Source organism: Proteus sp. fly-1067 (assembly GCF_040139345.1).
GTDB lineage: Bacteria > Pseudomonadota > Gammaproteobacteria > Enterobacterales > Enterobacteriaceae > Proteus > Proteus vulgaris_B.
Genome location: NZ_JBEEUL010000001.1, coordinates 635,686 through 648,219 on the forward strand (window position 1 = coordinate 635,686; position 12,534 = coordinate 648,219).

11 protein-coding genes are annotated in these 12,534 nt (G+C 38.8%); 5 read left to right on the top strand and 6 right to left on the bottom strand.

The window, feature by feature from the left end:
• Positions 1 to 7 precede the first annotated feature (7 nt).
• On the bottom strand, positions 8 to 1,711 hold the full coding sequence (gene kdpA / locus ABN217_RS02930; RefSeq protein WP_349459037.1) for a potassium-transporting ATPase subunit KdpA: 1,704 nt from the start codon (positions 1,709 to 1,711) through the stop codon (positions 8 to 10).
• A 2-nt stretch (positions 1,712 to 1,713) separates the two neighbouring features.
• Positions 1,714 to 1,797, bottom strand: coding sequence for a potassium-transporting ATPase subunit F (locus ABN217_RS20620; protein WP_115349781.1), 84 nt, complete (start codon positions 1,795 to 1,797; stop codon positions 1,714 to 1,716).
• Between the two features lie 226 nt (positions 1,798 to 2,023).
• On the opposite strand from ABN217_RS20620, the gene ABN217_RS02935 reads away from it, so the two are divergent.
• Positions 2,024 to 2,710 (top strand): ankyrin repeat domain-containing protein, encoded by a 687-nt coding sequence (locus ABN217_RS02935; RefSeq protein WP_349459038.1) that lies wholly within the window; start codon positions 2,024 to 2,026, stop codon positions 2,708 to 2,710.
• Positions 2,710 to 3,171, top strand: coding sequence for a nucleoside deaminase (locus tag ABN217_RS02940; RefSeq protein WP_072068138.1), 462 nt, complete (start codon positions 2,710 to 2,712; stop codon positions 3,169 to 3,171). Before ABN217_RS02935 ends, ABN217_RS02940 begins: the two co-directional genes overlap by 1 nt.
• A gap of 101 nt (positions 3,172 to 3,272) precedes the next feature.
• On the opposite strand, the gene dmsD is transcribed toward ABN217_RS02940, so the two are convergent.
• The 4 genes from dmsD to dmsA form a co-directional block, all read right to left on the bottom strand.
• A complete protein-coding gene (dmsD, locus tag ABN217_RS02945) occupies positions 3,273 to 3,884 on the bottom strand; it encodes a Tat proofreading chaperone DmsD (RefSeq protein WP_340896566.1) in 612 nt (203 codons plus the stop codon).
• Positions 3,885 to 4,057: 173 nt separating this feature from the next.
• Positions 4,058 to 4,915: a DmsC/YnfH family molybdoenzyme membrane anchor subunit gene (locus tag ABN217_RS02950; protein WP_197269172.1), complete on the bottom strand. Its 858-nt coding sequence runs from the start codon at positions 4,913 to 4,915 to the stop codon at positions 4,058 to 4,060.
• Position 4,916: 1 nt separating this feature from the next.
• Positions 4,917 to 5,534, bottom strand: a complete 618-nt coding sequence (locus ABN217_RS02955; protein ID WP_023582154.1) for a DMSO/selenate family reductase complex B subunit — start codon at positions 5,532 to 5,534, stop codon at positions 4,917 to 4,919.
• An 11-nt stretch (positions 5,535 to 5,545) separates the two neighbouring features.
• Positions 5,546 to 7,984: a dimethylsulfoxide reductase subunit A gene (dmsA, locus tag ABN217_RS02960; RefSeq protein WP_196552993.1), complete on the bottom strand. Its 2,439-nt coding sequence runs from the start codon at positions 7,982 to 7,984 to the stop codon at positions 5,546 to 5,548.
• 676 nt (positions 7,985 to 8,660) lie between these two features.
• On the opposite strand from dmsA, the gene ABN217_RS02965 reads away from it, so the two are divergent.
• From ABN217_RS02965 to ABN217_RS02975, 3 genes are read left to right on the top strand one after another with little or no spacing between them, the layout of a single operon-like run.
• Positions 8,661 to 10,031, top strand: coding sequence for a sucrose-specific PTS transporter subunit IIBC (locus ABN217_RS02965; RefSeq protein WP_196552994.1), 1,371 nt, complete (start codon positions 8,661 to 8,663; stop codon positions 10,029 to 10,031).
• Positions 10,032 to 11,438 carry a sucrose-6-phosphate hydrolase gene (locus ABN217_RS02970; RefSeq protein ID WP_349459039.1) on the top strand — a complete coding sequence of 469 codons (1,407 nt, stop codon included), beginning with the start codon at positions 10,032 to 10,034 and terminating at the stop codon, positions 11,436 to 11,438. It begins immediately after the preceding gene.
• 44 nt (positions 11,439 to 11,482) lie between these two features.
• Positions 11,483 to 12,493 carry a LacI family DNA-binding transcriptional regulator gene (locus ABN217_RS02975; protein ID WP_197269175.1) on the top strand — a complete coding sequence of 337 codons (1,011 nt, stop codon included), beginning with the start codon at positions 11,483 to 11,485 and terminating at the stop codon, positions 12,491 to 12,493.
• Positions 12,494 to 12,534 lie beyond the last annotated feature (41 nt).

Sequence of the window (12,534 nt, forward strand, 5' to 3'; positions counted from 1 at the left end):
GGTTTCCTTATTTAGCCCAAAACAGCTGTAAGTGTTCTGCAATAGGGCCAAGTGCTAATGCCGGAACAAAAGTCAAAGCACCGATCAATAATACCGTGAGGATCAATAAAAAAATAAACAGTGGTGAAATGGTAGAGAGTGTCGCTAAGCTTTCTGGTTGACGTTTTTTCACCGCTAAACTACCGGCAATAGCGAAAACAGGTAACATGACACCAAAGCGGCCAATGAGCATTGCGATACCCAATAACAGATTATAAAAAGGTGAATTGACATTGAGTCCAGCAAAGGCACTACCGTTATTATTCGCAGCAGAAGTAAATGCATATAACACTTCGCTAAAACCATGAGGGCCAGGGTTTAAAATGGCTTCACGACCAACATCAGTAAATAAAGCGAGGGTTGTACCTAATAAAACAATGGTTGGAGAGACTAAAATAGCAACGGCTACCCATTTCATCTCAGCAACACCTATCTTTTTACCGAGATATTCCGGCGCACGACCAACCATTAATCCAGCGATAAATACAGCTAATAACACATAGAGGATCATGCCATAAAATCCTGAACCTACACCGCCAAAAACCACTTCACCTGTTTGCATTAACCACATTGGTACCATGCCACCTAATGCCGTTAATGAATCGTGCATTGCATTAACGGCACCACAAGATGCTACCGTTGTGACAGCAACAAAAATGGCGCTACCCATTATTCCAAACCGTGTTTCTTTGCCTTCGAAATTCAGTGAGCTATTGGTACCTGCGAGCATAAATTCTGGATTTCCGTGCCATTCAGCCCAAGTAATAACACCTACGGCAACAATAAAAATCAGCGTCATTGCCCAAAGTAAAGTGTAGCCTTGGCGCTGAGTTCCACTTAAACGACCAAAGGCAAAACACAAGGCAGTAGGGATAAGAAAAATAGCGAGTATTTGTAAGAAGTTGCTTAATGAAGTTGGATTTTCATAAGGATGTGCAGAGTTTGCTGCAAAATAACCACCGCCATTTGTACCTAATAACTTAATTGCTTCTTGAGAAGCAACTGGCCCCATTGGCAGCCATTGGTGTTGACCATCAAGACCTTGGCTCAATAGCGCAGGATGAAAGTTTTGTATCACTCCTTGGCTGACAAATAATAACGACCAGATAATAGCTAAAGGGAGTAAGACATATATTGTAATACGGCCAATATCGACCCAAGCATTTCCTAAAGAAGTACAAGAAGATTGTGTTAATGCCCTAATTAAAACAAAAGCTACCGCAATTCCAGTTGTGGCAGATAAAAAGTTTTGTACTGCAAGCCCCATCATTTGACTCAAATAACTGACGGCAGTTTCACCGCTATAAGCTTGCCAGTTAGTATTTGTAATAAAGCTAATAGTTGTATTTAGCGCTAAATCCCAATTCATATTAGGGGCAAATTGGGGATTTAAAGGTAAATAGCCTTGGTTAAGCAGTATGACAAATAATAAAATTGCCCCCATTAAATTAAAAATAAGCAGAGCGAACATATACTGATATCCGCACATAGGCTGAATGGACTTACCTGCGGGTTTAAAACCACAGCAACGCCAAATGACATGTTCAGTTTGAGTAACCCAATGAGGTAAATCGCCTTCAATCAGGCGAGCCAAATAATGTCCAAGCATTTTTCCTATTACAAAGAGTGTAATAAGAAAAACAGCAATATATATCAACGCTGTTGTTGCCATTTTTAAAATGCCTCTGCGTGAAATAACACATAAATAAGATAAGCAGTGAGCAAAACAACTAATGCCACAGCACCGAATATCACCATCAGAACGATCCTTTTACTATTTAGATTAAGAAAGCGTACTTAAAGGTCTGTAAAGATGTTGATAAAAGAGATAGGTGAAGTGTAAAAAAAGTATAAAAATGGCTAATAGGTGTGCATAGACTCCTTGATTGGTTGAAATAAGGTCATGCCTTTGTTAGATCTAAGTTAGGTTAAAATAATATGCTAATTAAGTGGATAGAAATTAGCACTCTCTAGAGGATATTGAATGAATACTCGCTATCTAAAGGCCAAATGGTTTTTATACTTCTTAAGCTTATTAATAATTTCATCTATATTCATGGTCAAAGCGATGGCAAATTCTGATAAAGCATATTTAGTTACACTGGCACAAGAGGGGAATTTATCTGAATTAAAACGTCAGATAGAACAAGGTGCAAATATTGAACAACGTGATCTAAAATTACGTACACCGCTAATGGCGGCTACACATACCAACCAAATTGAGGTTGCAAAATATCTGATTGAGCATGGTGCAGATGTTAATGCCCGTGATGCTATTCATGATTCACCCTATCTTTATTCGGGCGCTAGAGGTTTACAGGAGATCTTAGAATTAACGTTATCCCATGGTGCCTCACTTAAAAGCGTTAATCGTTATGGTGGAACAGCATTAATTCCTGCTTCAGAGCGGGGTCATGTAAAAACAGTAAAAACATTGATTGATGCTGGTGTGGATGTTGATCATATTAATCGTTTAGGTTGGACTGCTTTAATTGAAGCTATTATTTTAGGTGATGGTAGCCAAAAATATGAAGAGATTGTGACTTTACTTATTGAAGGTGGAGCTAACGTTAACCTCGCCGATGGCTCTGGCCACACACCATTAACCTTAGCTAAAGATAAAGGCTATACAAACATCGTTAATATACTTGAACAAGCGGGGGCGAAATAATGTCAGATAATCAGTTTATACAACAAGCTATATCGCTTGCCATAGATAATGTAAAAGTAGGGGGAAGGCCTTTTGGCGCGGTCATTGTGAATAATGGTCAAGTGATTGCAAGTGCTGTTAATCAAATAATAACGACAAATGATCCCACTGCCCACGCTGAATTATTAGCATTACGGGAAGCCGGAAAAGTATTAGGGCGAACAAAATTAGATGATTGTATAGTTTATGCCAGTGGACAACCTTGTCCAATGTGCCTTGCCGCAATGCGTATGGCGGGGATCTCTAAAATTTTTTATGCCTATTCTAATGAGGATGCAGAGCCTTACGGACTATCGACAGCCAGTATTGCTAAAGCATTAAGAAAGGTACCAGAGCAACAAGAAGGCCTCCAATTTGTACAGCTAAAAACGGAGGGGGAAATACAACCCAAGCTTTACCAGTATTGGTCACAGCAACCTTAGGTGTTCATTTTTCTATAAATAAAAGTCCTAAAAGCGAGATTAAAATAACAGCATAAGATCAGATACTTTTAGGACTTTTTATTTTTACTATTGATGATTAATCAACAAAACAATTGTTTTTCAGCAGGGGTCACATTTAACTGCGATTGCCAACTTTTGAGCGTTAATGTCGCCAACATGGCTAAACCTTCGTAATAAGGGAATGCCCCTTGCAAAGATAACTTCTCTAAATAGCGATAAGCCCATGGCAGAAGATGTTCTGCTAATAGCTCATTGAGCTTTTCAGGGCGAGTTTCTGCAATCCATGCCACCATCATTACCATTAATCCAAAGTGATCTTCAGGTTCATTTTGGGTTAATGCAATATCAATGCCATTTTCTAGCATCCATTCACGTAAATCTAATGTTGAATTACCAAATAATACATTTTCATGATCAAGATAGACCGAGCCCCAAGGCGGTGCTGGAAGTGCGTAAGGTCCGACAAATAGGCGCTGATAAGCTTGTGCTAAAGTTTCTTCATTTAATGAGGTTTGTGAAAGCAGACTTGCAATACGTTGCTTTTCTTCTTCGCTGCCATACGGCCATTCTTCAATCCACTTTTGACTCGACAGCAGTTCGACAATGTCACTTTTTTCAGTGGGTGAATAATAAAACGCCGCACCTAAAATACGGGCAGTAAGAGAAATATCAGTAATAAGTTGTTGTTCCATAATATTTTTATAATCCGCTTAGATTTATTGTCTTTACTATATGCGATTTTCTATCTAAACATAATGACTAAGATTAAAAAAGAGTGATACCGCATTATAAAAGGAAAACCGCCATAACAGATAAAAGAGTGGACTTTTTAACTATTACAGCGGTTTAAAGGCTGAGTATTTAATTAACCAACTACCGCCATACCGACAGTCATATGTAAACCATAGAACACACCACGTCCAATAAATTCACCGGTAAACACTAAAATAAAGCCCAATGCTAATAAAGCAACAGAAGGGTTATTTTTACGTAGAAGTGGTGTAATCCAGCAACTTAATCCTAAAACTAAAGCTACTAATTTAATTCCCATCAAAGCACCATAGTTAGGGACTAAATCTACCGCTTTTTGTACAGAGGTTTGAATAGAACCTAATTCAAAGCCTTGAGATGTTGCCACAATAGCACTCACAATAATTGCGATAACACTCAATAATGGCAATGTACTGGCGCAATTGAGGTTAAAACCTGCAATACGCAGTAAAAGTGCCGCTAAAATAGGGCCACCGATAAAGGCAGTTAGCACAAAATTAAATGTGGTGTAGCTGTTATACCATGTTGGAACGGTATCAATTTGGTATACGCGAGATATTGCCGTAATAAATAATGCGGCTAATACTATAACCAGTGCGACCCATAATTTGCCTAATGCAGCCGGCATTTTATTAAGTACAGCCAATAGCCAATAAATCCCCCCTAGGGCAAAGAAAATTGAACCACTGGCAATTTCATTACTTAATGATGAGTGACCCAGACGAAGTAATGAGTTAAATGCGCGTAATGGGGTTCCCATATGCATCATAGATAATAAGAAACCAATTCCCATTAATGCCCAAAGACCAAACATGCTGTAATGTACTTTTCTGTTCATTTCAGGAGAAAGCTTACCCGAAAGAATAGCGCATCCCATGATAATAAAAGCGCCAGCAACACTTTGACCGATAACAGTAAAGAACATCAGTGGCCATTCATGCAATCCCACCATCTTACACCTCCTCTGGGTTTGCCAGATGACCGGTGGTATCACCCACAGGACGGCTATTGGCATTTAATTTAAGGACAATATTTGGCTTGGTGTATTTTGCTGAAGGAAGTGGGGCGATTTCAGCTAAATCACCGTATTTTGCGCGTAATTCTTCAATAGGTGCCATATCTAATGCGCGTAGTGGACAAGACTCAACACAAATTGGTTTTTTGCCTTCAGCTACACGCTCATAGCAACCGTCACACTTGGTCATATGACCTTTGACTTCATCAAATTGCGGTGCACCATAAGGGCATGCCATATGGCAATAGCGACAACCGATACAAATATCTTCATTAACAACAACAAAGCCATCTTCACGTTTATGCATTGCACCGCTTGGGCAAACTTTTGCACAAGCAGGATCGTCACAGTGGTTACACGAAATAGATAAGTAATAGGCAAAAACATTTTGTGTATAAACGCCATCTTGTTCTGTCCAATCGCCACCTGCATATTCATAGATACGGCGGAAATTGACTTCAGGGGATAAATTTTTAAAATCCTTGCACGCCAGTTCACAGGTTTTGCAGCCGGTGCAACGACTTGAATCAATGTAAAAACCATATTGCGTTGACATAACCAGACTCCTTACGCCTTGACGACTTCAACAAGATTACTGTGAGAAGGATTACCCTTGGCAAGTGGCGAAGGGCGTTGTGTCGTTAACACGTTAATGCTACCTGCGTGATCAATGCGGTTACTATCTGGGTTATACCAAGCACCTTCACTTAAACCGACTACACCAGGTAAGATACGAGGTGTCACTTTTGCGTTGATCCTAACTTCACCACGATCGTTATAAATACGCACTAAATCACCGTGTTTAATGCCTCGTTTTGATGCATCAACAGGGTTTATCCATATTTCTTGTGGGCATGCGGCTTTTAAAACATCTACGTTGCCATAAGTTGAGTGAGTACGTGATTTATAATGGAAACCCGTCATTTGTAATGGATATTTTTCCATTGCCGGATCACCATAGCTTTCAAAACCAGCAGAATAAATCGGCAGTGGATCAATAACATCGTCAGATGCAAGCTCCCATGTCGCTTTAATGTCAGCAAGTTGAGAAGAATAAATCTCAATTTTTCCTGATGGTGTCGTTAATGGGTTATTTTCAGGATCTTCACGGAATTTGCGATAAGCAACATGATGACCCTCAGGATCGCGTTTTTTGAAGATCCCTTGAGCACGGAACTCTTCAAAAGTTGGAAGTTCAGGTAAGTTGTGACGAGATTGTTCGTAAAGATGACGTAACCATTCTTCTTGAGTTCGGTTCTCAGTGAATTTTTCACCCACCCCCATGCGTTTTGCAATTTCGCTGGTCATTTCATAGATATTACGGCTTTCAAAGCGAGGTTTAATTGCTTGATCTGCAAAAATTACATACGCCATATTACCCGCAGATGCATCCATACAGAAATCCATCTGTTCTGATGCAGTGCAATCAGGAAGTAGAATATCGGCATATTTTGCGGATGATGTCATATGATTATCGATCACCACAATCATTTCGCATTTTTTATCGTCTTGCAAAATGTCGTGAGTACGATTGATTTCAGAATGCTGGTTGACTAAACAGTTACCTGCGTAGTTCCAAACCATTTTAATAGGCACATCCAATTTGTCTTTACCACGAACACCATCACGTGTTGCCGTCATTTCTGGACCACGTAAGATTGCATCCGTCCACATAAACATGGAAATGCTGGTGGTTACAGGGTTAGTGAACGTAGGCATACGAACAAAAGGAATGCTGTAAGAGCCTTCGCGAGCACCAGTATTGCCGCCGTTAATTCCCACATTACCGGTTAAAATAGAGAGCATTGCAATCGCACGAGAGGCTAATTCACCATTAGAGCGACGCTGAGGTCCCCAACCTTGAGTGATATACGCCGGTTTTGCCGTCGCAATTTCCCGTGCTAATTTCACAATTCGTGAAGCGGGAATACCTGTAATTTGTGCTGCCCATTCTGGCGTTTTAGGCTGACCGTCTGCGCCATCACCTAAAATATAGGCCTTATAGTGACCATTTTTTGGCGCACCTTCTGGCAGGGTGGTTTCATCATAACCTACACAATATTTATCAAGGAAAGGCTTATCAACTAAGTCTTCTTTGATCATGACATATGCTAATGCATTGACTAATGCGGCATCAGTTCCTGGACGAATAGGTATCCACTCATCTTCACGGCCTGCACCTGTATCGGTATAGCGTGGATCGATAATAATCATTCGAGCATCAGATTTCTCACGGGCTTGCTCAACGTAATAAGTGACACCACCACCACTCATCCGTGTTTCACCAGGGTTATTACCAAACATCACAACAAGTTTTGTATTTTCAATGTCTGAAGGGCTATTACCATCCGCCCAACCACCATAGGTGTAGTTTAAGCCAGCTGCAATTTGTGCCGTACTGTAATCACCGTAGTGATTGAGATAACCACCACAACAATTCATTAAACGAGCAATCAATGTTGCACCCGGTGGCCATGATTTCGTCATCGTGCCACCTAAAGTACCTGTGCCGTAGTTCAAATAAATAGATTCATTACCATAATCTTTAATCAAACGTTTCATGGTATCTGAAATCGTATCAAAGGCTTCATCCCATGAAATACGTTCAAATTTGCCTTCACCACGTTTACCCACACGTTTCATTGGATAGCGCAAACGATCAGGGTTGTAAACACGACGACGCATTGAGCGACCACGTAAACAGGCACGAACTTGGTGTAATTCTTCGTAGACATCATTACCTGTGTTGTCAGTTTCTACATATTTAATTTCACCATCAACAACATGCATACGTAATGGGCACCGACTACCACAGTTTACTGTACAGGCACTCCACACCACTTTTTCGCTATTTGTTGTCGGTTTTGTTTCTGTGGCGATGGCTTGATTAAAGGGGAGAGATAATCCCCCAGCAGTTATTGCTAAACCACCCGCTGCACCTGTTTTTACAAAACGACGGCGAGATAAGGGAGTGGAAAGTAACGCCATCTCTTTGATGTTTTTCATACATTACTCACTTGATTATTTATATTTTTAAGAAAAAAGAAGCCAACAAGCTTATAGAGAAATAATTATTGTTATTGTTGTTAAAAAATAAGCACTTTAACGTAGGCAATAAAACCCAACTGTTAATGTGGATACTACGTATTTTCTAAAAGTTGTAGTTGCTTTACATCAAAGAAAAGTGATTTATTACAAGCGTTACCAGTTTTTAAGGTTAATCTAAGTTTTTGTATTTGTTAAATTTAATCAGATGATTAATATTGTTGTATAATAAAATATATAACGATTGATGAAGTATTATAATGTTACTGATAACAAGGAGTGGGTGAAATAATAATATGCTATCTGTCAGATTTAACTGGATAATTTGCCAATAAAATTAATGTATGGAATATTTTTTTCTAAAATAAAATTATTTAACATTATATTAATTTATTTAGCTAAATAAAAAATAATTTGTTTAGCTTTTGGGTTGTTTTGCCTTCATTTTAATTATCTAAAAAAGACTAATGATATGTCTTTTTTGTCGTTTAGATCACAAATAAAGCGCTTTTATCCGCATATTCATTGCCATTTAAGATAGGTTTTTATTTAATCATGTTATTAGCTAAACCGTTTTAGTTTTTATGATTACTATTAATGATCGCTTATAAACGAAGTAAGACTTACCGAGGCTATGATGAATATTGAGAATATTGCTCGCCAACTAGTGCCTTTATTGGGAGGTGCTGAAAATATTGCCAGTGCGGCGCATTGCGCTACTCGTTTAAGACTTGTATTAGTCGATGACACTAAGGCTGATAAAGAGGCAATCAATAAATTAGAAGGTGTAAAAGGGTGTTTTAGTAATGCGGGACAAATTCAGGTAATTTTTGGTACTGGCTTAGTCAACAAAGTGCATGCGGCCTTTATTGCTGCGGCGGGTATTGGCGAATCAAGTAAATCTGAAGCGGCAAATATCGCGGCCAAAAAGCTCAACCCATTTCAGCGAATAGCTAGACTGCTTTCTAATATCTTTGTGCCTATTATTCCTGCCATTGTGGCGTCAGGTTTATTAATGGGGCTACTTGGGTTAATGAAAACTAACCAGTGGGTGAGTCCTGATAATGCACTCTATATCATGTTAGATATGTGTAGCTCTGCGGCATTTATTATTTTACCTATTTTGATTGGTTTTACGGCGGCCAAGGAGTTTGGCGGAAATCCTTATCTTGGTGCTACATTAGGTGGAATTTTAACGCATCCTGCATTAACTAACGCATGGGGCGTTGCTGCTGGTTTTAACACCATGAATTTCTTTGGGTTAGAAGTGGCAATGATTGGTTATCAAGGTACTGTCTTTCCCGTCTTGCTTGCTGTTTGGTTTATGAGTGTGTTGGAAAAACAATTACGCAAAGTTGTTCCTAATGCTCTTGATTTAATTATCACGCCATTTTTAACCGTTATTATTTCGGGCTTTGTCGCGTTATTAGTCATAGGGCCAGTCGGTCGTCTTTTAGGTGATGGTATTTCATTACTATTAAGCACCTTAATTACACAAGCGGGTTGGATAGCAGGGCTAATTTTTGGTGGGCTTTATTCTGTAATTGTTATTACGGGTATTCACCACAGTTTTCATGCTGTCGAAGCAGGTCTATTAGGCAACCCTAATATTGGGGTTAACTTTTTATTGCCGATTTGGGCAATGGCGAATATAGCTCAAGGTGGTGCTTGTATTGCTGTTTGGTTTAAAACCAAGGATGCAAAAATTAAAGCAATCACAATCCCATCGGGTTTCTCTGCTATGTTAGGAATTACTGAAGCGGCCATTTTCGGGATTAATTTACGTTATGGAAAACCATTTATTGCGGCTTTAATTGGTGGTGCTGCTGGTGGTGCTTGGGTTGTAGGCTCACATGTTTATATGACGGCCGTAGGGCTGACTGCTATTCCTGGTATTGCAATCGTGCAAGCAGGTTCAATTATGAATTATATTATTGGCCTTGTGATTGCCTTTGTGACTGCGTTTGTTATCTCTCTTTTGCTGAAATACAAAGTGGAGTCTGCATAAATGAACAAAAACGAAGGGTTATCTGCGATTTTACAATCGGTCATGCGTAATAGCGCTAAAACCATAAAAGATAAATATTATCCACATTGGCATTTAGCGCCAGTAACTGGGTTATTAAATGATCCTAATGGATTTTGTTTTGATGGTGAATATTATCATCTGTTTTATCAATGGAACCCTTTTTCTTGTGAGCATAAACATAAATGTTGGGGTCATTGGCGCTCAAAGGATTTGATTACTTGGCAGCATCAACCTATTGCTTTACTGCCTAATGAATTTTATGACAAAGATGGCTGTTATTCCGGTAGTGCAGTGATCTATCAAGGGAAATTAACCCTTTGTTATACTGGTAATGTTAAATTTGAGGATGGCTCTCGTACGGCATGGCAATGTTTAGCCGTTGAAAATCAACAGGGAGGTTTTGATAAGTTAGGGCCTGTCTTGGGGCTTCCTGAAGGTTATAGTGGCCATGTCCGTGATCCAAAGATTTGGCAATATAATGATGTGTGGTACATGGTATTAGGCGCACAAAATTTAGATAAACAGGGTAAAGTTTTACTCTATCGTGCATCTCACTTATATCAATGGCAATTAGTCGGCGAATTAGCTGGAAGTTATTTAGGCGGGTTGGCTGATGCGGGTTATATGTGGGAATGCCCAGATCTCTTTGAACTAGATGAACGCTTTATTTTATTAATATGTCCTCAAGGTATAAAAAGAGAACAACAACGATTTTTAAATTCACATTCTAGTGCCTACTTAATAGGAAATTTTGATTATTCAACATTGCAATTTCAGCATGGTGATTTAATCGAACTAGATGCAGGTTTTGAGTTTTACGCACCTCAAACAACATTTGCGAATGGCAGACGTTTATTATTTGGTTGGATGGGAGTTCCTGATGGTGAAGAAATGTATCAACCGACCATTGCTAATGGCTGGATACACCAAATGACTTGCCCTCGCGAATTACATATAAAAGAAGGGAAGCTTTATCAACAACCCGTAAAAGAATTACAGCAACTCAGGCAAAATCCAGCATATTGGCAGGGAATTGCAGATGATGCTCCTACAATTAATGAATTCTCAATTGAGCTAGAATTGCAACTATTTGGCTCTCTTGCCATTCATTTTTCTGATACTCTTTCGTTAATTATTGAAAATGACCAAGCACTATTAAAACGCCGTAGCGCTAAGAATGGAGAGTGGCAATCACGTTTCTGGTCTGGTGATATAAAACATCTTCAAATATTATGTGATAGTTCTAGTGTAGAGATTTTCTTTAATCACGGCATGGGTGTGATGAGCAGTCGTTTTTTTCCTTTAGAAAAACAAATAATCACATTTTCAGGAAAAGATGTAATAAAACTAACAACTTGGCAATTAACAGATGCATTACCAAGTTGAATAAGATTATATAAATAATTTAAGCTTAGCAAATTAGAATAACAGTGAAAAAACAAAAACGTCTTACCATTACAGATATTGCAAAAATAGCGGGTGTATCCAAAACAACGGCAAGTTTGGTGTTAAATGGCCGTGGTAAAGAGATGCGTGTTTCTGATGATACTATTGCGCGTATTACGGCTATTGCTGAACAATATCAGTATCAGCCTAATATTCATGCCCGATCTTTACGTGATAACCGTAGTTATGCATTAGGGTTGGTTATTCCTGATATTACTAACTACGGTTTTGCTTCTGTGGCGTACGAACTAGAAATATTATGCAGGGAAGCAGGTATTCAATTACTTATTTCCTGTACTGATGAAAATGCGGCTCAAGAAACACTGGCAATAGAACATCTATTATCACGTCAAATCGATGGTTTGATTGTAGCTTCTTGTTTACAAAGTGATTTTGAATATCAACGTTTAAGCAAACAAATACCTGTTGTGTTATTTGACCGGTATTTTGAAGGAACAACATTACCTTTTGTGGTCACCGATTCAATAACGGCAACACAACAACTAATTGCAAAAATTGCTTCGACAAAAGGTATTGATGAATTTTACTTCTTAGGTGGACAGTCAACACTTTCACCGACTAAAGATCGTCTTTTAGGTTTTACGCAAGGGCTTTCACAAGCACAAATCAATTTAAAATCAGAATGGATCATACATGGGCATTATCACCCAAGTTCAGGTTATGAAATGTTCGGCTCGTTATGTGCATCTTTAGGGCGCCCGCCAAAATTTGTTTTTACTTCTGCTTGTGGCTTATTAGATGGCGTATTGCGCTATCTAAGTCAAAATAAAATTATGCAAGATAATGTTTATTTAGCGGGTTTTGATGATCACTATTTGTATGATTCATTATCAATACCAATAGATACTGTCGCACAAAATAATCCTGAATTAGCATCACACTGTTTCCGACTGGTTATGGGATTAATTAACCAGACAAACTTAGAAACTCATCAAATTTTTATTCCAGCAAAAATTCATCAACGACATGAGTAAGGTTAAGGTTGAGCAATTTCATACAATCATCAGTATCATGT

Bases quoted from the DNA above. Each gene is read 5' to 3' on its own strand.
- kdpA (WP_349459037.1), bottom strand. From the start codon at position 1,711: ATGGCAACAACAGCGTTGATATATATTGCTGTTTTTCTTATTACACTC.
- ABN217_RS20620 (WP_115349781.1), bottom strand. From the start codon at position 1,797: ATGGTGATATTCGGTGCTGTGGCATTAGTTGTTTTGCTCACTGCTTAT.
- ABN217_RS02935 (WP_349459038.1), top strand. From the start codon at position 2,024: ATGAATACTCGCTATCTAAAGGCCAAATGGTTTTTATACTTCTTAAGC.
- ABN217_RS02940 (WP_072068138.1), top strand. From the start codon at position 2,710: ATGTCAGATAATCAGTTTATACAACAAGCTATATCGCTTGCCATAGAT.
- dmsD (WP_340896566.1), bottom strand. From the start codon at position 3,884: ATGGAACAACAACTTATTACTGATATTTCTCTTACTGCCCGTATTTTA.
- ABN217_RS02950 (WP_197269172.1), bottom strand. From the start codon at position 4,915: ATGGTGGGATTGCATGAATGGCCACTGATGTTCTTTACTGTTATCGGT.
- ABN217_RS02955 (WP_023582154.1), bottom strand. From the start codon at position 5,534: ATGTCAACGCAATATGGTTTTTACATTGATTCAAGTCGTTGCACCGGC.
- dmsA (WP_196552993.1), bottom strand. From the start codon at position 7,984: ATGAAAAACATCAAAGAGATGGCGTTACTTTCCACTCCCTTATCTCGC.
- ABN217_RS02965 (WP_196552994.1), top strand. From the start codon at position 8,661: ATGAATATTGAGAATATTGCTCGCCAACTAGTGCCTTTATTGGGAGGT.
- ABN217_RS02970 (WP_349459039.1), top strand. From the start codon at position 10,032: ATGAACAAAAACGAAGGGTTATCTGCGATTTTACAATCGGTCATGCGT.